This is a genomic window from Collimonas sp. OK607, assembly GCF_900111995.1.
GTDB lineage: Bacteria > Pseudomonadota > Gammaproteobacteria > Burkholderiales > Burkholderiaceae_D > Collimonas.
Window position 1 is genome coordinate 265,557 of sequence record NZ_FOKF01000001.1, and the last position, 21,823, is coordinate 287,379.

General features: G+C 57.8%; 14 protein-coding genes and 1 tRNA gene. 10 read left to right on the plus strand and 5 right to left on the minus strand.

Annotated elements, in window-relative coordinates:
* The first annotated feature begins 3 nt into the window (after positions 1 to 3).
* The 6 genes from iolC to BM029_RS01310 all read left to right on the plus strand — a co-directional run bounded on the left by iolC (position 4) and on the right by BM029_RS01310 (position 7,563).
* On the plus strand, positions 4 to 1,968 hold the full coding sequence (gene iolC / locus BM029_RS01285) for a bifunctional 5-dehydro-2-deoxygluconokinase/5-dehydro-2-deoxyphosphogluconate aldolase (RefSeq protein ID WP_092431866.1): 1,965 nt from the start codon (positions 4 to 6) through the stop codon (positions 1,966 to 1,968).
* Positions 1,965 to 3,839, plus strand: a complete 1,875-nt coding sequence (gene iolD / locus BM029_RS01290) for a 3D-(3,5/4)-trihydroxycyclohexane-1,2-dione acylhydrolase (decyclizing) (RefSeq protein WP_092431868.1) — start codon at positions 1,965 to 1,967, stop codon at positions 3,837 to 3,839. The genes iolC and iolD overlap by 4 nt, the downstream gene beginning before the upstream one ends.
* Positions 3,840 to 3,887: 48 nt before the next feature.
* Positions 3,888 to 4,802, plus strand: coding sequence for a myo-inosose-2 dehydratase (gene iolE, locus BM029_RS01295; RefSeq protein ID WP_092431869.1), 915 nt, complete (start codon positions 3,888 to 3,890; stop codon positions 4,800 to 4,802).
* A complete protein-coding gene (gene iolB / locus BM029_RS01300; protein ID WP_092431872.1) occupies positions 4,799 to 5,593 on the plus strand; it encodes a 5-deoxy-glucuronate isomerase in 795 nt (264 codons plus the stop codon). The genes iolE and iolB overlap by 4 nt, the downstream gene beginning before the upstream one ends.
* A gap of 142 nt (positions 5,594 to 5,735) precedes the next feature.
* Positions 5,736 to 5,820, plus strand: a tRNA-Leu gene (locus tag BM029_RS01305).
* A 207-nt stretch (positions 5,821 to 6,027) separates the two neighbouring features.
* Entirely contained in the window at positions 6,028 to 7,563 is a 1,536-nt protein-coding gene (locus tag BM029_RS01310) for a glycine betaine uptake BCCT transporter (RefSeq protein WP_092431875.1), read from the plus strand.
* 87 nt (positions 7,564 to 7,650) lie between these two features.
* Here BM029_RS01310 and BM029_RS01315 read toward each other — a convergent pair whose 3' ends face one another.
* Entirely contained in the window at positions 7,651 to 11,706 is a 4,056-nt protein-coding gene (locus tag BM029_RS01315; protein WP_092431877.1) for a Pls/PosA family non-ribosomal peptide synthetase, read from the minus strand.
* A gap of 358 nt (positions 11,707 to 12,064) precedes the next feature.
* On the opposite strand from BM029_RS01315, the gene BM029_RS01320 reads away from it, so the two are divergent.
* A complete protein-coding gene (locus tag BM029_RS01320; RefSeq protein WP_092431880.1) occupies positions 12,065 to 14,881 on the plus strand; it encodes an EAL domain-containing protein in 2,817 nt (938 codons plus the stop codon).
* Positions 14,882 to 14,905: 24 nt separating this feature from the next.
* Here BM029_RS01320 and BM029_RS01325 read toward each other — a convergent pair whose 3' ends face one another.
* From BM029_RS01325 to BM029_RS01340, 4 genes are all read right to left on the minus strand, one after another.
* The gene (locus BM029_RS01325; protein ID WP_092431882.1) at positions 14,906 to 16,126 is read right to left on the minus strand and encodes a winged helix-turn-helix domain-containing protein; all 1,221 of its coding nucleotides are present in this window, start codon (positions 16,124 to 16,126) and stop codon (positions 14,906 to 14,908) included.
* Between the two features lie 13 nt (positions 16,127 to 16,139).
* Positions 16,140 to 17,039, minus strand: coding sequence for a Dyp-type peroxidase (locus tag BM029_RS01330; RefSeq protein ID WP_092431884.1), 900 nt, complete (start codon positions 17,037 to 17,039; stop codon positions 16,140 to 16,142).
* Between the two features lie 117 nt (positions 17,040 to 17,156).
* Positions 17,157 to 18,458 (minus strand): type II toxin-antitoxin system HipA family toxin, encoded by a 1,302-nt coding sequence (locus tag BM029_RS01335; protein WP_092431885.1) that lies wholly within the window; start codon positions 18,456 to 18,458, stop codon positions 17,157 to 17,159.
* A complete protein-coding gene (locus BM029_RS01340) occupies positions 18,455 to 18,760 on the minus strand; it encodes a helix-turn-helix domain-containing protein (protein ID WP_139217166.1) in 306 nt (101 codons plus the stop codon). The genes BM029_RS01335 and BM029_RS01340 overlap by 4 nt, the downstream gene beginning before the upstream one ends.
* 279 nt (positions 18,761 to 19,039) lie before the next feature.
* On the opposite strand from BM029_RS01340, the gene tauA reads away from it, so the two are divergent.
* The 3 genes from tauA to tauC are packed head-to-tail and all read left to right on the plus strand — an operon-like array spanning position 19,040 to position 21,738.
* A complete protein-coding gene (tauA, locus tag BM029_RS01345) occupies positions 19,040 to 20,044 on the plus strand; it encodes a taurine ABC transporter substrate-binding protein (protein ID WP_092431889.1) in 1,005 nt (334 codons plus the stop codon).
* A 9-nt stretch (positions 20,045 to 20,053) separates the two neighbouring features.
* Positions 20,054 to 20,869, plus strand: a complete 816-nt coding sequence (locus BM029_RS01350) for a taurine ABC transporter ATP-binding protein (RefSeq protein WP_092431891.1) — start codon at positions 20,054 to 20,056, stop codon at positions 20,867 to 20,869.
* The gene (tauC, locus tag BM029_RS01355) at positions 20,866 to 21,738 is read left to right on the plus strand and encodes a taurine ABC transporter permease TauC (RefSeq protein WP_211482421.1); all 873 of its coding nucleotides are present in this window, start codon (positions 20,866 to 20,868) and stop codon (positions 21,736 to 21,738) included. The genes BM029_RS01350 and tauC overlap by 4 nt, the downstream gene beginning before the upstream one ends.
* Positions 21,739 to 21,823: the final 85 nt, after the last annotated feature.

Here is a 21,823-nt window from a genome sequence, read left to right on the forward strand (position 1 = left end):
CTCATGCAACACACCAACAACACCTTCGCACCTGGCCGCAAGCTCGACGTGGTTTGTATCGGTCGCCTGGCGGTGGATCTGTACGCGCAGCAAATCGGCGCGCCGCTGTCGGATGTCAGCAGTTTTGCTAAATACCTGGGCGGGTCTTCAGCCAATATCGCTTTCGGTTGCGCCAGGCTGGGATTGAAATCGGCGATGCTGGCACGGGTCGGTAATGAACATAATGGCCAGTTTTTGACGGCCGCCCTGGCGGCGGAAGGTTGTGATGTCAGCCATATCAAGGTCGATCCGGAACGGCTGACTGCGCTGGTGATGCTGGGCTTGAAGGATAAAGATACCTTCCCGTTGATCTTCTACCGCGACAACTGCGCCGACATGGCGCTGGCGGAGGAGGATATCGATGAAGCCTTCATCGCTTCCAGCAAGGCGCTGCTGATTACCGGCACCCATTTCTCTACGCAGCAGGTGCATCGTAGCAGCAGCCTGGCGTTGGAGTATGCGCGCCGCAATAATGTCCGCACGGTGCTGGATATCGACTACCGGCCGGTGCTGTGGGGGCTGACCCAAAAAGGTGATGGCGAGACGCGCTTTATCGCGAACGATGGCGTAACCGCGCATCTGCAAGGAATCTTGCCGAAATTCGACCTGGTGGTCGGCACCGAAGAAGAATTCATGATTGCCGGCGGCGGCCGGGACATCATCGCTTCTCTGCAGGCAGTGCGTGCGGTCAGCCAGGCTTCGCTGGTAGTCAAGCGCGGCCCGCTGGGCTGTAATGTAATTCATGGCGCGATTCCTGAGGCGCTGGATGACGGATTCAACTATAAGGGTGTGCAAGTCGAGGTGTTAAACGTGCTGGGCGCGGGCGATGCCTTCCTGTCGGGATTCCTGAAAGGCTGGCTGAATGGTGAAAGCGATGAAAATTGCTGTCGCTATGCCAACGCGTGCGGCGCCTTGGTAGTGTCGCGCCATGCATGTGCGCCGGCGATGCCGACGCCGGTCGAACTGGCTTATTTTCTAAAGCATGCCGAACGCATGCAGCGACCGGACCAGGACGCGCATCTGCAGCGTTTGCATAGGGTAACCGTGCCGCGTAAAAACTGGGATGAAGTCAATGTATTTGCCTTTGATCACCGCAACCAGTTCTTTGAACTGGCACGTGAATCTGGCGTCAGCGAAGCGCGCTTGCCGCAGCTCAAGCAGTTGCTGGTGCAAGCCGTCGCCGCGACCGAACAGGCGCTGGGCTTGCAAGGCAAGATCGGTATCTTGTCTGACGACAGTTACGGCCAGGATGCACTGAACGCCGCCACCGGGCGTGGCTGGTGGGTCGGCCATGCGGTCGAACTCCCGCTTTCGAATCCGCTGGAATTCGACTATGGCCGCTCGATAGGCTCGCATCTGCTGAGCTGGCCCAAGGAACACGTGGTCAAGTGCCTGGTGCAGTTTCACCCGGATGACGCGGTAGAAAAACGGCTGGAGCAGGAAGCGCAGATTCGCGGCTTGTATGACGCGATCCAGGTCAGCGGCCATGAATTGTTGCTGGAGATCATCCCGCCCAAGGATTTGCCGAAGGCGGACGATACCGTGCTGCGTGGCATCAAGCGCTTGTACAACCTGGGCATTTATCCAGAGTGGTGGAAGCTGGAGTCCATGTCGGCGCAGCAGTGGGATGCGATCGATCGCCTGATTGCCGAGCGCGATCCTTATTGTCGCGGCGTGGTGTTGCTGGGCCTGGCGGCGCCGGTGGAAGAACTTGCGGCCGGTTTCCGCGCCTCGCGCCATAGCAAGACTTGCCGCGGTTTCATGGTTGGACGGACGATTTTCCATGAGCCATCCAAGCGCTGGCTGCAAGGGCAGATAGATGATGCTACGCTGATCCAGCAGGTGCGGACGACTTTCGAGCAGCTTATCGGTGTCTGGCAAGCCAGCCGTAGTGAAGATCAACCCAACACAGCGGAGCGCGCAGCATGAGTGCAGCCAAAACCATACGCCTGACCATGGCGCAAGCGCTGGTGCGCTATCTGGCGGCCTTGCGCGTCGATACCGCAGAGGCAGGTAACGAGGTGCCTTTGTTTGGCGGCGTGTTCTCGATTTTCGGCCATGGCAATGTAGCCGGCCTGGGCGAAGCTTTGTATCAACACCGGGAACAATTGCCGACTTATCGCGCGCACAACGAGCAAGCCATGGCGCACGCCGCAATCGCCTATGCCAAAACCCATATGCGTCGACGCATGATGGCGGTCACCAGTTCGATCGGGCCAGGCGCTACCAATTTGTTGACCGCTGCAGCGCTGGCCCACGTGAACCGCTTGCCGGTATTGCTGCTGCCGGGCGATATCTTTGTTTCGCGGCGTCCTGATCCGGTATTGCAGCAGGTGGAAAATTTCCAGGATGGTGGCGTTTCCGCTAACGATGCGTTCAAGCCTTTGTCCCGCTATTTCGACCGCATCTACTATCCGGAACAGTTGCTGACAGCGCTGCCGCGGGCGATCCAGGTGTTGACCGATGCCGCCCAATGCGGCCCGGTGACGTTGGCTTTGCCGCAAGATGTGCAAACCATGGCTTACGATTATCCGGTCGATTTTTTTGCACCGAAAACGGTGAAATTCCGCGCTCAGGGGCCGGCTGTGGATGAGCTGCAGGCGGCGCTGGATTTGCTGAAGGATGCGAAGCAACCTCTGATCATTGCCGGCGGCGGCGTATTGTACGGCGAAGCGACCGAAGCACTGCGCTGTTTTGCTGAAAAACATGCCGTGCCGGTGGCGGAAACGCAGGCCGGGAAAAGCGCTTTGGCCTGGCGTCACCCCTTGCAGCTGGGCGCACTCGGCGTAACCGGTTCGCCGGCAGCGAATGCCTTGGCGCAAAAGGCGGATGTGGTGATTGCGGTTGGCACGCGGCTGCAAGATTTTACGACTGGCTCACACTCTCTGTTCGGTCAGGCGAAACTGCTCAGCATCAATGTCAATGCGGTGGATGCCATCAAATGGCAGGCGACGCCGATGCTGTCCGATGCGCGGTTAGGCCTGGCAGCCTTGTCGCAGGGTTTGAAAGATTGGCGCGCCGGCACGGACTGGCATGCGCTGGCGCTGGAACAGGCCAACTCATGGCGTGCTACCGTCGACAACATTACCGGCAGGCGTGAAATTGAAGCCCCGGCGCTGCCGTATGACGGTGAAGTGATTGGCGCGGTGCAGCGCTCCAGCATCGATTCGACCGTGCACGATATCGTGGTTTGCGCCGCCGGTACTTTGCCGGCCGAGCTGCACAAATTATGGCGTACCTCCACTCCCGGCGGTTATCACGTCGAGTATGGCTACTCCTGCATGGGTTACGAAATTGCCGGCGGCCTCGGCGTCAAGCTGGCGCAACCGGACCGCGACGTGATCGTGATGGTTGGCGACGGCAGCTACCTGATGATGAATTCGGAAATCGCTACCTCGGTCATGCTGGATAAAAAATTGATCATCGTGGTGCTGGATAACCGCGGCTATGGTTGCATCAACCGCCTGCAGCAGGCATGCGGCGGCGCGCCATTCAACAACATGCTGGAAGATTGCCTGCAAGGCCAGCATGGCGCGCCAGCCATCGATTTTGCGGCGCATGCAAAGTCACTTGGCGCGCTGGCGGAAAACGTCAAGACCATCGCCCAGCTGGAAGCGGCGCTGCAACGGGCGCGTGCTGCCGACCGCACCTATCTGGTATGTATCGATACCGATCCAACGCGTACCACGGAAGAGGGTGGTTGCTGGTGGGAAGTGGCGGTGCCGGAAGTATCGCAGCGGCAGCAGGTGCAGAAGGCAAGAGCTGAATACGAGCAAACCCGGCACAGCCAAAAAATCTGAGTGATAAGTGTGAATGTTAATAGAGAGATAGATACGGTGAGAGAGACCATGACATTTAACGTAAAGATCGGCATCAACCCGATTTCCTGGATGAACGATGACTTGCCATCGCTGGGTGGCGAGACGCCGCTGGAAGTGGCGTTGAGCGAGGGTGTGCAAATCGGTTATCGCGGCTTCGAGCTGGGCAACAAATTTCCGAAGGAACCTGCGGCGCTGGCGGCACTGCTCGGTAAATATCAGCTTGAATGCATCTCGGGCTGGTATTCCGGTCGTCTGGCGACTGGTTCCGTGGAGGATGAAATTGCTGCAGTCGGCCCGCATCTGCGTCTATTGGCGGAAAACGGCTCCAAGGTAATGGTGTACGGTGAAGTTGCCAATGCCATCCAGGGCCGACCGGATCCCTTGTATAAGCGCCCGCGGTTTCTGAACGATCTGGAATGGCAGCAATACGCCGACAAACTGACCGCCTTTGCGCGCTTTACTTTGTCGCATGGCGTGCGCCTGGCTTATCACCATCACATGGGCGCCTATGTCGAGACTCCCGCCGATATTGACCGCCTGATGGCATTAAGCGGCGATGAAGTCGGCTTGCTGTTTGACAGCGGCCATGTCACGTTTGCCGGCGGCGATCCTCTGAAAGTGCTGGAGCAGCATATCAAGCGCGTCTGCCATGTCCATTGTAAGGACGTGCGGCCGGCAGTCGTGAAGATGGCGCGCAACGGCAACTGGAGTTTCCTGCAGGCGGTGATCAATGGCGCTTTTACCGTACCGGGCGATGGCGCTATCGACTTTGACGGTCTGTTGCGCTTGTTGTATCAGCATGGCTACGCCGGCTGGTTGGTCGTTGAAGCAGAACAGGATCCGGCTGTCGCCCCGAGCTATCAATATGCCGAAATGGGTTATCGTCATTTGGCGGATCTGGTGAGCGCCATCGAGGCAGGAAGTGCCAAGGAGGCGGCATGAGCTTGCTCGTCAAGGGACACGCGCAAGGACGGGAAATCGTCAGTGTTACGCCGCAGTCGGCGAGTTGGCGCTTTGTCGGCTTTGCGGCATATCGATTGGCGGCAGCAGAGAAAATCAGTTTCGATACGGTCCGGCGCGAAGTATGCATCGTAGTGCTGCGCGGGGTGGTCAGCGTGCAGGCTGGCGATCACGCTTGGAAGGAAATCGGCGAACGTCAAAGCGTATTCGATCAAAGCTCGCCGTATGCGGTGTATGTGCCGCATAGCCATGGCGTTACCGTCACCGCGCATGGCGATGCTGAAATCGCGGTCTGCAGCGCTCCCGGCCATGGCGATCTGGGTGCGCGCCTGATAGAACCTGGAATGGCGAAACGTTCAGTGCGCGGGCAGGGCAGCAATACGCGTTATGTCTGCGATATCCTGCCGCAAAGCGAGCCGGCCGATCATTTGCTGGTGGTGGAAGTGGTGACGCCGGGCGGCCATTCATCGAGCTATCCGCCGCACAAGCACGATACCGACAACCTGCCGCAAGAGAGTTTTCTCGAAGAGACCTATTATCATCGCCTGAATCCACCGCAAGGTTTTGCGTTCCAGCGCGTGTATACCGACGATCGTTCGCTGGACGAATCGATGGCAGTGGAAAATCACGATGTGGTCATGGTGCCGCGGGGATATCACCCGGTGGTGGCGCCGCACGGCTACGACAGCTATTACCTGAACGTGATGGCCGGGCCTAGGCGCGAATGGCATTTCAAGAACGATCCGGTGCACGAATGGTTGTTGCAACGCTGATCCGCCGCCGATTTGCGACGCCAGCCATGAAGCACGACAATTAATTGCATAAAATCGCAAACTTCGATTGACCGAATCTATCAAATGCACGTATTATTCTGTCTTCGGAATTGCAGTGAGCCTTACTGGGCTTCGCATTACGGCCCACGTGGCGGAATTGGTAGACGCGCATGGTTCAGGTCCATGTGCCGCAAGGTGTGGGGGTTCGAGTCCCTCCGTGGGCACCAGGTAACTGGTGTTGGTAGTATAGAGAAACCGCATAAACATCAATGTTTATGCGGTTTTTTTCTTTTCCGGAGCGAAAACCCGGTGCAATTCCTGCTGGTATAGGCTCTTCTGATTACGTTTGGCGTTGCTTCTGCCATACTAATTATTGTTGCAGGTAAAACGATTGCCGTATCATGTGAAAACAATAACAACCTTGGGCGTCCTCAATGGTATTAATCGTTTCACTCTTGTTGGTCTCTCTGTTCGTCCTGTGGGGCGCACTGTCACCGCTCAGCCTGGCTGCACTGATGCAGTCGGCATTGGGCGCCACCATCGCCAATTTCGGCTGGTTCTACTTGTTGTCGATGTTCGGTTTCCTGGTGTTTGCGCTCTATCTTGCATTCGGCCGTTTTGGCACCATCCGGCTGGGCGGCGAGGATGCCGAACCGGATTTCAGCCGCCATAGCTGGTTTGCCATGTTGTTCGCCGCCGGCATGGGCATCGGACTGGTGTTCTGGGGCGTGGCGGAACCGGTTTCTCATTTTGCGACGCCGCCTAGCGGCCCCGCCGGTGGCCCCGAGGCGGCACGGCTTGGTTTGCGTTATGCCTTTTTCCATTGGGGCTTGCATCCTTGGGCTGCGTATTGCGTGGTGGCGCTGGCGCTGGCTTTTTTCCAGTTCAACCGCAATCGCCCGATGTTGATGAGCACCACCTTCGAGCCGCTGATCGGCAAGTATGCGCTGGGCCCGTTGGGTAAGACTATCGACATTCTGGCGGTACTCGCCACTGCCATCGGCGTCGCCACTTCGCTCGGTTTCGGCACGCTGCAAATCAGCAGCGGCCTGCACACGGTATTCGGCTTGCCGAATGGACTGACCTTGCAGTTGACGGTGATTGCAGTAGCTGCCGGCTTGTACCTGGCGTCTTCCCTGAGCGGCCTGGACCGGGGCGTGAAAATTCTGAGCAACCTCAATATGGTGTTGGCGCTGCTGCTGATGCTATTTGTGCTGATGCTGGGGCCGACGCTATTCATCATGGATTCGCTGACTACTACGCTGGGCGACTACCTGGACAGTCTGGTCAGCATGAGCATGCGTATGACGCCGTTTTCAAAAGGTACCTGGATTGCCGACTGGACCTTGTTCTACTGGGCGTGGTGGGTTACCTGGGCGCCGTTCGTCGGCACCTTCATCGCCCGCATCTCGCGCGGCCGCACTATCCGCGAGTTTGTTACCGGCGTGCTGCTGGTGCCATCGCTGATCAGCTTCATGTGGTTCGCCACATTTGGCGGCGCTGCGTTGCATGGCATCATGTTCGAACACTTGCCGCTGGTCGAGATCGTCAAGCAGGATAGTTCGCTGGCGTTGTTCGCGCTGCTCCAGCATCTGCCTTGGAGCACACTGACTTCGTTGATCGCAATTATCCTGGTCTCGGTATTTTTCGTTACTTCAGCGGATTCCGCAACCTTCGTGCTGGGCATGATGACCAGCAGTGGTAATCCGGCGCCTTCAGCCAGGATCAAGCTGGCATGGGGCGTGTTGACCGCACTGATTGCAGGGGTGCTTCTGATGGCCGGGGGCTTGAAGGGGTTGCAGACGACTTCAATCGTAATCGCCTTGCCGTTCATGATCATCATGCTGATCATGTGCGCCAGCCTGTTCCGGGCCTTGGGCGAGGAGGCCGACAGGCTGGAGCGTCGGCGCAATGCGCGCGACCGGTTGTTGGAGCGGCTGTTGCGCGAGCGTGAGCAAACGCCTTCCTGACCTGATGCTTTTCTGTTTACCCGGCAAATTGTCTGGCAAGTCCGCAGGCCTTGCCAGATCCAGGTTTAATTCTGACTCTTATCCTGATCAGTTCTTTGCCGGTGCCGCCGGGCAGCCGCGCCAGTTGGTTGCCGCTGGAATCGATTCGCCTTTCATGACCAGCGTCAGTGCGCCCAGTTTGGCGTTGTCGTTGACCACCGCACCGTACAGCACAAAGCTGCGCGGCCCCATGTAGACCCGGCTGCCGATGTTGACGTGGTCGATCTTCATGACCCGGTCTTCGAACAGATGGGTTTGCGGGCAAGCCTGCGCATTCAGTTCGCTGTAGTCGCCGATGGTGACGCAATCGAACTCGGTGATGTCGGTGGTGTTCATGTAAACCCCGCGGCCGATACGGCAGCCCAGCAGATTCAGGGCCAGCGGCAGCCACGGCGTGCCGCGCAGGTAATTCATGAAATTCGGTATCGCAATCCCTTCATACAGATTGGTAACACCCTCCGAGAGCCAGACGAATGGCGTCCACATCGGGATGCTGCACTTCTTGTAGCGCCCGATCAGCAGCCATTTCAGGGCGGCGATAAAGATGAAGGTGCCGATGCCGTACAAAAGTCCGGCAGTGGTGAGCAGGGAGATCACTTCACCCCACTGGCCGGCGCCAGCCAGCGGCATCAGGTTCAGCACCACGGTGTAACCGACCGCGATCACGATCGCATGCGGAGAAACGATACGGAAACCTTCCACTAATGCACGGCCCAGACGGCGCCGGCGCGATGGCCGGAACGTCAAATGCTCGGGGAAGCCGCTGGTTTGCTCCCGCGCCGGCAGGTTGATCGGTGGCGAGCCGAGCCAGGTATCGCCCGGTTGCATGCGGTGATTGTCCGGTGTGCGCGAATGGACGCCGATCAACACGTTTTCCGGCAGGATGCTACCGTCAGGCACGTAGGCGCCGTTACCGACAAAACTGCGGCGCGAGATGACGGTTGGCTTCATGGTCATCCAGCCGCCGTCGATTTGCTCGTCGCCTAGCAAGACGGCGTCGGCGATGAAGGTGTCTTCGCCTAGGGTCAGCATGTCAGGTACCACGCCGAGTGCAGTCGAGATCTCGGCATGGCGGCCGACTTTCGCTCCCAGCAGGCGGTACCAGATCGGCGCGTAGACGGTTGCATACACGCCATGCAATACGCTCAGGCTGGATTCCTGGATCTGGTTGACCAGCCATTTGCTGCAATAGATGTTGCTGCGCACCGGCCAGCTGCCGGCCCGCATGCGCGGCAGCAGGCTCCAGCGAATCCCGGCCGAAAGCAAAGCTGTACATACGATCAGTACGGCTGTGGCAGGGAAAGCCATGACGAAATATTTGGACAGCTGGAACGCCACATTACCGTTACTGGACAGCCACGGGAAACGATCGGTATCGTCGAGCCAGTCGATCAGGATGAAGCTGGGGAACACCGGCATGAAGAACAGTGTGGTGATCAGGAAGGCGCCGAACAGGAAAAATATCGACTCGCCCAACTGGCGCCTGTATGTGACTGGCGGCCGTGGCGGTTTGGAGGCCTGGTCGAAAGCGCCTGCGTCGCGCGCCGGTGAGCCGGTCCAGATGCGGCCGGCCGGCACTGTCTGGCCTTCGCTGATGGCGCTCTGGCCCTCCACATGGCCGAACGCGCCGACACCAGTGTTGCCTTCCATAACGGCGTAGGAGCCGATGCAGCTTTCGCGCTGCAACGTGATCGGGCCAAGCCACAGTTCGCCATGTTCGACACGGGCATTTTCAAAATTGACAGCATTGCCGATGCTCACGCCATCCTCTATGGTGAGCAAATCGTGCGCGCGCAAAGTCATGGAGCCGATCACGACTTCGGAGCCGATACGTGCACCGAGCGCCCTCAGCCACCAGCTATACAGGGTCGAACCGCTCAGCAGGTAGGCAGGCGCTGCCTCGATCAGGCGGTCGGCCAGCCACCAGCGGTAATAGGTAAGGCCCCAAAGCGGGTAGCGGCCGGCTTTCAGTCGCCCTGCAATCAGCCATTTTGCGGCAATCGCAATTGCGAATTCAAACAAGGTAGCCAGCAGGAACACGCCGACCGATACTACGATCGCCACGGCGATGGAGTCACCCGGATCGCCGGTGAAGAAGTGATAAGTAAAAAACGGCGCCAGCCATTGCATCATGCGCATCGCCACCAGCCACGGCACGGCAGCTGCCTGCGCCGCGCCGCAGACCCAGCGTTTCAGATCCGACGGTGCAGTCCAGCTGGTATCGACTGCGATACCGGCAACCGGCGCTACTGCCAGTACCTGAGCGATACGGCCGACGGTGCGGTTCATGTAAATGTCGCGCACGGTCACATGGGCGAAATCGGGATTGGCGCGCAATGCGGAGGCGAGTTTTGCCGCGAACAGCGAATGACCGCCGAGATCGTTGAAAAAATCTGCGCTGCGCTGGATAGGCTGACCGGGAAACAGTTTGTTCAGCGCGCCGAATAGTGCGATTTCGGCCGGCGTTTCGGGAGTATCCGAATCAAGGCCGGCGTTGCCTGCACTAATTGCGGCTAAAGGTCGCGCTTTCAGCGCCTTGCGGTCGATTTTGCCGGAGGTCAGGCGCGGCATTTCCTGCATCGGCTCAAAGAAACCTGGCACCATGTAGGGCGGCAGACGCTCGGCCAAAGCACTCCTCAGCACCGCGGGCGCAAGCTCAGACCCACTCTCCGCTACGATGAAAGCAATCAACTGGTCGATGCCGTCTTCCTGGCGCAACACCACCGCTACGGTGCCAACGCCCGGCTGACGCGCCAGCACTTCTTCGATCTCACCCAGCTCCACGCGAAAACCGCGAATCTTTACCTGGTCGTCGGTACGGCCCAGGCATTGGACCCGGCCGTCGGCCTCGATCCGTGCCAGGTCGCCGGTACGGTACAGGCGGCGGTCATGGTGGCCGCTCGACCACGGATTTGCCAGAAATTTCTCGGCGGTCAGCTCGGGGCGTCCCAGATAACCTTCGGCAACTCCAGGACCGGTGATGCACAATTCGCCCACTTCGCCGCGCGGCAGCAGAATCAGGCCATTTTCTACGGCGGGATTAATCACCAGCAGGCCGTAATTGGGCAACGGGCGGCCGATGGTTACCGGTTCATTGGCGTGCAGTTCGGCCAGGCTGGCCGATACCGTTGCTTCGGTCGGGCCGTAGGTGTTGAATATATGGCGGCCGGATTCAGGTTTGGCCCAGCGTGCGACCAGCGCTTCCGGACACATTTCGCCACCGAGATTGATGATGCGCAAGCTCGGCACATCCTGATTGAACAGCGCCAGCAGGGTTGGCACGGCATGCAATACGGTGACGCCGTTTGCGGCGAGTGCCAGCGGCAACGCTTCGGGATCGGAGGCCAGCTCCTTGGGGGCGATCCAAAGGGTGGCGCCAACCAGGTAACTGATCCAGATTTCTTCGAACGACATGTCGAACGCTACCGAAAAACCTTGATAGACGCGATCGCTGCCGGTGACGCCCAGCACGGCGTTTTCACTGCGCAGGAAATGGCAGATTGCGCCTTGCGTGATGGCGATGCCTTTCGGCTTGCCGGTTGAACCTGAGGTATAGATGACATACGCCGGATCGCTGCGCCGGGCATTTTTGCGGCGCTGCAGCAGTGCGTCAGCTGGCGCCAGCAACTGCTCGGCGGTCCAGACCTGGCAGCCGAACTGCCCCGGCTCCAGGCGCGCGGCGAATTGCTGGCAACTGACAATCCCTGGCGCTTGCGCGTCTTCCAGGCAGACGGCAATGCGCTCAACCGGCGTATCGGCATCCAGCGGCAGCCAGGCGGCGCCGGTTTTGGCGATGCCGGCTTGCATGATCAGCAGGTCGATGCCGCGCGGCAGCCACAATCCGACAATCTGGCCTGGCCCCACACCGGCAGCGATCAGGCGTGAAGCCACCTGGTCGGCACGTTGGCTGAGTTCCTGATAGCTCAGCCGGCGCACGCCAAAAATCAAAGCGATCTGGTCTGGTACGCGCGCAGCGGTAGCCTCCAGCAGATCGGCCAATACCTCATCGCGTATCAAGTCAGCCTGAGCTGTCCCGTGCAAAATGTCCGGGTTGGTAGAAAAACTGCTGGCGACTGCGCTATCAACGTGCAAAGACTGGGTCATGGATGAGGCAAGTGAAAATAATCAGAAAAGAAGGCAAGCCAGCGATGGTAGCACGGCCGATATAGGTGGCGTTCAGACAATTTTGTGCTGTTGCATTTGCCGATGCATGATAGCGACATGGATGGCGATTTTCGTCTCAAGACGGCCATCGCCAGCTGTTGTTTCCGGGTATTTGCAAGAATATAAACAAGGCATTACTTTATTCCTTGCCAGTGACTTGCTACTTAGAAACTATTGGTCGTATGATGGGGCATTCGATACTTGGACTCAAGTAGTGTCGTTTTTTCGCAATGTCCAGCGAGGGCGCTCAAGCTTTCTGACTGTATAAATTCATCAGCGAGGTTTTGTGAAACAGCGATTGCAGAAATTTTGGACTAAAGACGGCGGCATGCGCTGGATCAAGGTGACTTTGCCTTTTCTGGCGATTGTGCTCTCGATGGTAGGGCTGCTGATGTTCAGCATGAGTATCCTGTCTTCTGTGCGGGCGTTTGTCGGCGGCGAAGGCTTGTGGTCGAAGGCGCAGAAGGAGGCGGTATCCTATCTGGTTCAATATGCGGTTACGCAAGCCGAGACTGACTACCAGAAGGCGCTGCAGGCGCTGGCGGTGCCCATGGGCGATCGCCGCGCCAGGGATGAGCTGGACAAACCGGTTCCAGATCTGCAAGTAGCACGCCAAGGGTTTCTGGAAGGCGGCAATCATCCCGACGATATCGATGGCATCATTTTCCTGTATCGTAATTTCAAGAACTTCAGCCTGCTGGCAGAGCCGCTCGCCAACTGGCAGATTGGCAACCGGCTGATTGAAGAGTTGGCTGCAGAGGCAACGCGTTTGCATGCGGCGATCGCTGCCGGCAACCCGGAGTCATCGACGCTGACGGCTAGTCTCGCCCGTATTCGTGACATAGACGCCCGTCTGACGCCTTTAGAGTTACGCTTTTCGGCCAGCTTGGGAGAGTCTTCTCGACAGGTCCAGCGTTTGTTGTTGTTTGCGACATTGGCGATTGCCATTGCACTGACGATATTCGGCAGCTGGATTTCACGTTATCTCCTGAACAAGAGCGATGCGTTCGAAAAAGCGTTGAAGATCAGCCAGGAACGCCTGCATCTGGCGCTTGTCGGGAGTAACGATGGTTTGTGGGACTGGGATATCCAGGCAGACAACATCTACTATTCGCCACGCCTGACGGAATTGCTGGGTTACACACTGGACGATGGCGAGCCGACTCCGGTGCAATTCCTTAACTGTATCTATCCCTCGGATCTGGCGTCGGTCCGGGCAAAACTGACATCCCATCTGTACGATAATTCGCCGTGCGACATCGAATTCAGAATCGTCACCAAGTCGGGCGATTTGCGCTGGGTGCGCTCTTGCGCGCAGTCCACTAGCAATGCCGCTGGCCAGCCGGTGCGCATGGCTGGTTCGTTTACCGATATCACCGCCCGCAAACGGTCCGAAGAGCAACTATATGCAGCAAAGGAACGGGCTCAGGTCACGCTGGAATCGATAGGCGAGGCGGTAATTACCCTGGGCACCGACGGTTTGGTCGAATATCTGAATCCGACTGCGGAAATATTAACTCGATGGACACTGGCGTCGGCGCGCGGCCTGCCGCTGGCAAAAATTCTGAGCGTGGTGGGTGAGGCGTCCGGCAAGCGGAATACTGATCTGATCAACCAGATTCTCGAGAATGGCAATCCGGTCGACCGTGAAACCAATTTGTTGTTGATATGCAATGATGGTAGCGAGGTGGCGGTCAATCTGTCGGCCGAACCGATACGTAACCTGAGTGGCGAAACCATTGGCACCGTGCTGGTTTTGCATGACGTCAGCAAGGAGCGCGAATACGCGGCGCAGCTGTCCTATCAGGCCAGTCACGACGAATTGACCGGGCTCATCAATCGGCGCGAGTTCGAACGCCGCCTGACGGTGGCGATGATTACTTCGCGCGATCAGCAGCGCCAGCACGCAGTGCTGTATCTCGACCTGGACCAGTTCAAGGTGGTCAATGACACTTGCGGCCATGCCGCCGGCGACGAACTGATCCGGCAAATAAGCGTACTGTTGAAACAGCATTTGCGAGACGCCGACACCATCGCGCGTCTGGGAGGTGATGAATTCGGCGTATTGCTGGAGAACTGTCCGGTCGAATATTCGCAGCGGGTCGCGGAAGGGCTGCGGCAGACGGTCGCCGATTTCCAGTTCCTATGGGCCAACAAGCCGTTCACCATCGGGGTTAGCATCGGCCTGATTAATCTGGCGGGAGAAATGCATACCTTGGGCCAGATCATGAGCGCGGTCGACGCTGCCTGTTATCTGGCCAAGGAAAAGGGCCGAAACCGGGTGCATGAGTACCGGCTAGATGACAGTGAACTGTCAACCCGGCACGGCGAGATGGAATGGATAACCCGTATCAATGAAGCGCTTGTCAAAGATAGATTTTGCTTGTTCTCACAAGATATAGTCGCTTTGGGCACACCGTCGTCCGCTCACGGCGTGCATTTTGAAATCCTGCTGCGCATGCTGGACAAGGACAACAATCTGGTGCTGCCGATGGCGTTCATTCCTGCCGCGGAACGTTACAACCTGATGCCGGCTATCGATCGCTGGGTGGTCTCTACGGTATTTGCCACGCTGGCGAAAATGCATCAGCAAGGGGGAGGGCAGGATATTGAGAGCTGCGCCATCAATTTGTCCGGCGCCAGTGTCGGGGATAACGATTTTCTCAATTTTGTGCGGGAACAGCACGTGAAATACAACATAGCGCCGCAAAGTATCTGTTTTGAAATTACAGAGACCAGCGCTATTGCAAATTTTGCCAAGGCCGCACACTTTATCCAGGAATTAAGAAGTATCGGGTATCGTTTTGCGCTGGATGATTTCGGCGCAGGCATGTCTTCGTTTGCCTACCTGAAGAATTTGCCCGTCGATTTCATCAAGATTGACGGTTGTTTTGTAAAGGATATGTTGAATAGCCCGACCGACTACGCGATGGTCGAGGCGATCAACAAAATCGGCCACCTGATGGGGAAACAGACGATTGCCGAATTTGCCGTAAATGAACGGATTATCGGTACGCTGACTGAGATTGGTGTGGATTTTGCTCAGGGATACGGTATCGGGCGGCCGCGCGCCTTTGGCGTCGAAACCAGTAAAATCTTGCAGAGTGTTGGTTAGGCAACTCGAGTTGAGTAACTGAAATTAAGCCAGCGCTGCTTTCAACATGCTTCTAAAGGCGCGTGGCGTGCATTGATCTATCACTACGCGCGGCGTACCGTGCCATGCGGCAAGACGCTGTAATGCTGCGGCCAGTTCAGTTACGAGTCGTACGCTGGTGCGCGTCCCCGGTTCCAGATATAGCGCCTTCACTTGAAACACGCCTTCGCTGCGGTGTGCTTTAGCATCCAGTCGTCCTGTCAGCGCGCCGCGATGCAGGATTGGCAGCGTGAAGTAGCCATAGCTGCGCTTGGCTTCCGGCGTATAGCATTCAAGCCGGTAATCGAAATCGAATAATTCCAATGCGCGCTTGCGGTCCCATACCAGTGGATCGAAGGGCGAGAGCAGGCTGGTGGCGGTCGGTTTCAACAAGCCGTCGGCTGCTGCCAGCGCCAGTTCGCGATGGGCCGGGTGAATATATACCGGCTGCTGCCAACCTTCGACCGTCGCCCTGAGCAGGTTGCCGTCGTCGACCAGGGTTTCGGGGTCGGGTTCGGGGCGGCTCTTGGCGGTGCGGAAATAATCGCCGATCCAGCTGGCTTTCGCTACTCCTAATGCTTGCACTGCCTTGAGCAGCAGGGTGCGCTGCGTATCTGCGGTGGACGGCATGTTGGCATCGTCCCAGTCCGGCAAGATGCGTTCGGCGAGATCGTAGATCCGATGAAAATTATGGCGCTTGGCGATCATCAGGCGACCGGCGGTAAACAATACTTCCAGCGAGCGTTTTTCCGGTTTCCATTCCCACCAGCCGCCGCCTTTACCGTCGGTACGCTTGAAATCGGCCGAGCGCACCGGGCCGTGCTGGCGGATATGCTGCACTAGCTGCTCTATGGTGGCCCGATGCTCTTCCATCCATTTGGCGGAATATTTCCAGCCCATCGAACCGGGATCGACCATACGGTGGCGGTACAAACCGTAATCTTCGATCGGCAGGAAACTGGCTTCGTGCGCCCAGTACTCGAACAACTGGCGTTCCTCCAGCAGCTCGTCCAGCCACTGCTGCTGATAGCTGCCGAGCCGGCTCCACAGCACCAGGTAGGGGCTGCGCGCCACCACATGGATGGTGTCGATTTGCAGTACGCCCATTTGCCGGATAGCGGCCAGTACGTCTTGCTTGACGGCTTTCTTGCGCACCGGATTGAGCAAGCCTTGCGCTGCCAGTTGCAGGGCGCGCGCGGCAGGCAAGGAAAGCTGGATGGAGGTCACGTAGAACTTTTGCTCAGATGCCGATGCTGGTCAGGTCGAGACGGCTGTCACTAATTGGCGGGCACCAGTAGTAGCCGCCGGTCACCGGCCGTGAAAAGCTGAACAGGGCGTCGACGATATTGTCTTCGTGGCCCAGCATGCGGCGCAGGACGTTTTCGAAGCGGTCGCTGGACTCGCCGTAAGCGATGAATTCTGTGCCTTGTTGCAGGCCGGTATCCCACGGCATGGAGTGGCGCACCATGTAAGCTTCGGGCGTAAAACTTTCCTGAGCCGTACGTTTCGCATGGGCCGATTCGGGAGCGTCCTCGATTTCCTCGTTGTCGCTAATCTGGCGGCCGATGGTGGCATCGCGCTGCGCTGCCGGGAATCCGCGGAAACGCGTCAAATCATGGATCCAGCGTTGTACTGCGACAAAGCTTGAACCTTGACGTCCTGTGCCTTCCGCTACCAGCGCAGCGGCAATGGCGACCGCATCTTTGGGGTTTTCGGTACCATCCTCATAACCGGTCAGGTCGCGGTTGTCCCGATAACGGAAGGTGTCCAGTGCGTCTTCCAGCACCAGCGCATCGCCCAGTAGTTCGACCAGCTGCGCGGTGCGCTCGAACAGGCTGCTGCGCTCGCTGCCGCGCAATAAAATCCACATGGCTTGCTGGGTGGACGGTGCAGCGCAGCCGTGTCCTTCAAGCGCCGGGAACGGACGCAGGCCAGCGACATGCTGATCCATAGCATCGACCAGGGGTGTACCCAGGCCGACGACGCCCCAGTCAGCCGCGAACACTTCGCGCAACCGGGTCAGGGCCGCTTGCAGATTGTGAGCGTTGCAATGTTCATTGAGGCGAAAGGTGAGCGAACGGCCGAGTGGCGCTAGTGTGTCGAGAATTCCTGGTTGGGCTTGAGCTGCGGTTACGGGCATTACTTATCCTTTTATCCTTTGATACTGAAGTGAGTGAAGAGGGAGTGATGGGTGATATTAGCGGATTTTGATAACTTTTTCCGTTGCCAGCAAATTTGTATGGGTCTAAGTCAGGTTTCAGGGTTGTGTTGCAAGCCTGGCCTGCCGCTTGCGCAAGCCAGCGATGATGTCGCGTCCCATGAAATATTCAGTCAGCCTGGTTTTCTGATGCGGCAGTAGCTGGCTGGCGGCAATCAGCGCCGGCCATGCCGACAAGGCCTTTTTGCAGACGTCGGTAATGACCTGGCGCAGCGGCGGTTCCAGCATGCCGCTGCGATTGGCGAAAGCGCGCAGGGTCTGCGGCGACAGGAAAGACCGTTTGGCCTGGCCGTCGGCAAATTTGAGGGCGTGGCCGCTACCGTTCAGGTACACGCTATATGCCACCACATCGTAGGCCGGCGAGAATTCAATCTGGCCGTCGGCCAGATAGCGGATGCCGAAATTTTTCAAATGGGCGTCGTAATTGCCTATCAGTTCGTTGACGGTGATACGACGTAGCAGTTCATGGCAGGCCGTTTCGCCCAGCCCCGGCACGGCCCGCATCACCAGCGCCATGTCGGCGTAGGTGGCGCCGGTATATTTCTTGTCGGGATCGACACCTAGTATCTGGCAAAAATCTTCCACGTGCAGCCGGCCCGGCTGATCCCGGTCGAATCTTTGCACGGCCAGGAACTGCTGGTTTTCTCCTGCGGCATACGGATGCTCGGCCATGATCGCCGCCAACGGTTGCAAGCTGGCGCTGCACACGGTAACGCCGGCAGCCTGGGCCAGTTGCAGCGATAGATGTTCGACTTCCGGCAGATGGTCGTATTGCGAGGTTGGCAGCTTGCCGATGATATGCGCGTCTTTGTGACGGGTGCGACTGACATATCTGCCGCCTTCCCGGATCAGGGCCAGCTTCGGTTGCATGCCGGAAATCGAGACGCCGTCCACCAGCGGCGCCGCTATCACGCTTTCTTCTATGGCTTCGTGGCCTTGGGTTACCAGGCGCGTCATCATGGAGCGCGTCAATTTGGTTGGGATAGTCCTGACTGCGCCCGGCAAGTCGCGGCCGCAGGCAGCCAGCAGTTCGAAATGATCGTCTTCCGCGCATTGGCGCTCGATGGCGATTTGCTTGCGCAATACGCCTTCCGGCAGCAAGTTCTGAAAAAAGGCAGGCAGCCGCATCTGACCAGGCGAATTGAAAATCGCCGCCAGTGGATTGAGCAGTAAAGCCATGTCCTGTTGCGGCGTGGCTGCGCGCATCGATAGCGACAAGGTCGGCCGCTGCGGATCCTGGGCATAGGCGGGGTCGACCTGGAAGCGCACCATATCGCCATATCGGAACAGGATGCCGACCTGGCGATCCGCCACAAAAATATCCAGTGCGCTCAGATTCATCGATCGTTCCTTTCGTTCCTTTTCTGGGCCAGTGCCGCCGCCACCAGGCTTAGCACTTCTTCTTCAGCCGGCGGGTTTGCCGCAATCGAGGAAGCCATGGCTTTAGGCAGCAGCATCACCTCCAGTCCCAATTGATCGGCAATCGTCATCAGGGTGCTGAGGCGAGGATCGTTCTTGCCGGCAAGAACGCCGCGTATTGTTACTGCCGTCAATCCGCTGTTGCGGGTCATGGTGATGACCGGTAGCGCCATTCTGTCTTTGGCTTGCCGGAGGATCGCGGATAGCTCGCTTAAGGTTTTCATGAGATCAATAAACTATCTTTTATGGATTTAAGAATAGTATAGTATCTTTTTTTGAAAAAGATATTTAAATATCTTTATTGACGATAAGCATATTTAACTATCTCTTCGTGAATGTTTGTGTCAGGCAAAAACCATATAAGTATTGCTGAAAACCTTCGTTTTAGAAGTGGCTTGAATCGATTAACTTGGCGCAAAGGCCGAATAACTTCGCCATCAGTTCCGTTAACCGGATTTATCACTTTTTATCACTCAGCCAATTCAATCACCAGGAGGGTTTGCATGATCGCTCGTCTTTTCAAACATTTGCCGGTTTTAGCGGCAGCTTCAGTCATCGCGGTGCTGGCCTGTCAGGCTTGGGCAGCCGGACAGGAAGTCAATGTCGCCTACCAGACGGTGGTCGAGCCAGCCAAAGTCGCTCAGGCGGACGGCGCATATGAAAAGGCCAGCGGCTGGAAAATAAACTGGAAAAAATTCGATAGCGGCGCTGACGTCATTACCGCGGTAGCTTCCGGCGATATCCAGGTGGGATATGTCGGTAGCAGCCCGCTGGCAGCAGCGGCGACGCGTGAACTGCCGATCGAAACCATCTTGATAGCGGCGCAGATCGGCCAGGCCGAGGCGTTGGTGGTCCGCAACGGCAGCGGCATTAACACGGCGCAGGACCTGATCGGTAAAAAGATCGCCGTGCCATTTGTTTCAACCACTCACTATAGCTTGCTGGCGGCCCTCAAACACTGGGGCGTTCCTGCATCCAAGGTGCAGATCCTGAATCTGCGTCCGCAGGAAATTACCGCGGCATGGCAGCGCGGTGATATCGATGCCGCTTACGTGTGGGATCCGGCGCTGGGCAAGGTCAAGGAATCGGGTAAAGTCCTGACCGACTCGGCCGAGGTGGCGAAGTGGGGCGCGCCGACTTTCGACGCCTGGATCGTGCGCAAGGATTTTGCGCAAAAGCATCCTGATTTTGTGACTGCCTTCGTCAAAGTCACCGGTAAAGCCTATGCCGATTACCGTAGCAGCGGCGCAGACTGGAAAGCCGGTTCACCGCAATTCGAGAAAATTGCGCGGCTGACCGCGGCCAAGCAGAGCGACATCGCCGAGCTACTGGCCGGCAGCGGCTTTCCTACGCTGGCCGAACAGGGGCAACTGCTGAGCGGTCCTACCGTCAAGGCGCTGGCCGCAACCGCCGGTTTCTTGCAAGAGCAAAAGAAGGTAGAGCGCGTATTGCCGGACTATCAACCCTATGTCAATCCGGCATTTGTCAAGCAAGCAGCGCTTCAATAAGGAGTCCACATGATTCGTCTGCAATCGGTGAGCGTGGCGTATCCGAACGCTGTGCGACCGCAAGAAGTCTTGCGCGATATTTCGCTGGATCTGCACGATGGCCGGTTTACGGTAGTGATCGGCGAATCCGGCTGCGGCAAGACCACTTTGCTCAACCTGATTGCCGGTTTTTTAAAGCCAAGCTCAGGTTTCGCCAGTATCGATAACGTACCGATTACCGGGCCAGGCGCCGAGCGCGGCGTGGTTTTCCAAAGCGATACCTTGCTGCCTTGGCAAACGGTACAGGAAAATGTGGCATTCGGGCTGCGGTTGGCCGGGCAATCGGCGCAACAGCGCCAGGCCAAGGCGCGGGAATACCTGGCGCTGACCGGGCTCCGGGATTATGCCGATGCAGCCATCTGGGAATTATCAGGCGGCATGCGCCAGCGCGTCAGCCTGGCGCGCGCGTTGGCGGTAGATCCTCGTTTCCTGCTGCTGGATGAACCGTTGGGCGCACTTGACGCCCTGACGCGCGAACAGATGCAGGAGCATTTGCTGCAGGTCTGGAAGGCGTCCGGTAAAGGCATCTTCATGATTACCCATAGCGTCGAAGAAGCCTTGTTCCTGGCAACCGACCTGGTATTGCTGCGGGCGCGGCCGGGAAGAGTGGATAGCGTGAGCCAGCTTGAATTCGGCGCCCGCTTTGCCGCTGGCGAGCCGGCGCGCAGCATCAAGTCAGATCCGGATTTCGTTCGTTTGCGCCAGGAAATCCTGGAGCAACTGCTGCATCCGCAAGCACAGCACCATCCCCGCAGCGATGTTGTATTGGAGGACGTCTTGGCATGAGTGAATTATCTGTCACGTTTTCACCGCTGGAATATGAGTTGCAACCGGAGCCGCCGGATTATGCAACGCCACTATCGCCGGCCCCGAAAATCAAAGCCGGGCACGCCATTTCCGAGCGCAGCATCACCTTGCTGACGGTGGCAGTGTTACTAGGTCTGTGGTGGCTGGTCACAGCCCTTGCGCTGGTGCCGCCACTGTTCCTGCCGTCGCCGGTGGCGGTATTGCAAAAATTCAAGGCTGTCGCCATCGACGGTTTTGTCGACGCCACATTGTGGCAGCATGCCTTTACCAGTGTCGCCCGGGTATTTGCTGCGTTGCTGCTGGCCATTGCCAGTGCTATTCCGGTGGGCATCCTGATCGGCTTGAGCCCTCGTGCACGCGCCGTATTCGATCCTCTGATCGAGTTTTACCGGCCTATCCCGCCATTGGCCTATTTGCCACTGATCGTGATCTGGTTTGGCATCGGCGAGCTATCCAAGGTGCTGCTGATCTATCTGGCGATTTTCGCTCCGCTGGCGATTGCTACCTTGCATGGGGTGCGTCGCGTCGATCAAAACCGTTTGCGGGCGGCACAGACACTGGGCGCTTCGCGCTGGCAGCTGATTCGTTTTGTCATCTTGCCATCTGCAGTGCCCGATGTGCTTACCGGGATCCGGATTGGCCTGGGCGTCGGCTGGTCGACCCTGGTGGCGGCCGAACTGATTGCCGCTACGCGTGGGCTGGGTTTCATGATCCAGTCGGCTGCGCAATTCCTGGTAACCGACGTCGTGATCATGGGAATTCTGGTGATTGCGTTGATTGCATCGGGTTTTGAATATGGGCTGCGCTGGCTGCAACGCAAATACGTGCCATGGGAAGGGTGCGTATGAATTTGTGGCCAAAATAACCACAGTAGCAACGCACAGATGGCTGGCTAGGGATGGTCGTTTAGTCCCGACTTCTTGCACAATCCTC

What these genes read in the sequence shown, in the direction of transcription:
- iolE (WP_092431869.1), top strand. Translation starts at nt 3,888, where the DNA reads ATGACATTTAACGTAAAGATCGGCATCAACCCGATTTCCTGGATGAAC.
- BM029_RS01350 (WP_092431891.1), top strand. Translation starts at nt 20,054, where the DNA reads ATGATTCGTCTGCAATCGGTGAGCGTGGCGTATCCGAACGCTGTGCGA.
- BM029_RS01330 (WP_092431884.1), bottom strand. Translation starts at nt 17,039, where the DNA reads ATGCCCGTAACCGCAGCTCAAGCCCAACCAGGAATTCTCGACACACTA.
- iolC (WP_092431866.1), top strand. Translation starts at nt 4, where the DNA reads ATGCAACACACCAACAACACCTTCGCACCTGGCCGCAAGCTCGACGTG.
- tauA (WP_092431889.1), top strand. Translation starts at nt 19,040, where the DNA reads ATGATCGCTCGTCTTTTCAAACATTTGCCGGTTTTAGCGGCAGCTTCA.
- BM029_RS01310 (WP_092431875.1), top strand. Translation starts at nt 6,028, where the DNA reads ATGGTATTAATCGTTTCACTCTTGTTGGTCTCTCTGTTCGTCCTGTGG.
- BM029_RS01315 (WP_092431877.1), bottom strand. Translation starts at nt 11,706, where the DNA reads ATGACCCAGTCTTTGCACGTTGATAGCGCAGTCGCCAGCAGTTTTTCT.
- BM029_RS01335 (WP_092431885.1), bottom strand. Translation starts at nt 18,458, where the DNA reads ATGAATCTGAGCGCACTGGATATTTTTGTGGCGGATCGCCAGGTCGGC.
- iolD (WP_092431868.1), top strand. Translation starts at nt 1,965, where the DNA reads ATGAGTGCAGCCAAAACCATACGCCTGACCATGGCGCAAGCGCTGGTG.
- iolB (WP_092431872.1), top strand. Translation starts at nt 4,799, where the DNA reads ATGAGCTTGCTCGTCAAGGGACACGCGCAAGGACGGGAAATCGTCAGT.
- BM029_RS01340 (WP_139217166.1), bottom strand. Translation starts at nt 18,760, where the DNA reads ATGAAAACCTTAAGCGAGCTATCCGCGATCCTCCGGCAAGCCAAAGAC.
- tauC (WP_211482421.1), top strand. Translation starts at nt 20,866, where the DNA reads ATGAGTGAATTATCTGTCACGTTTTCACCGCTGGAATATGAGTTGCAA.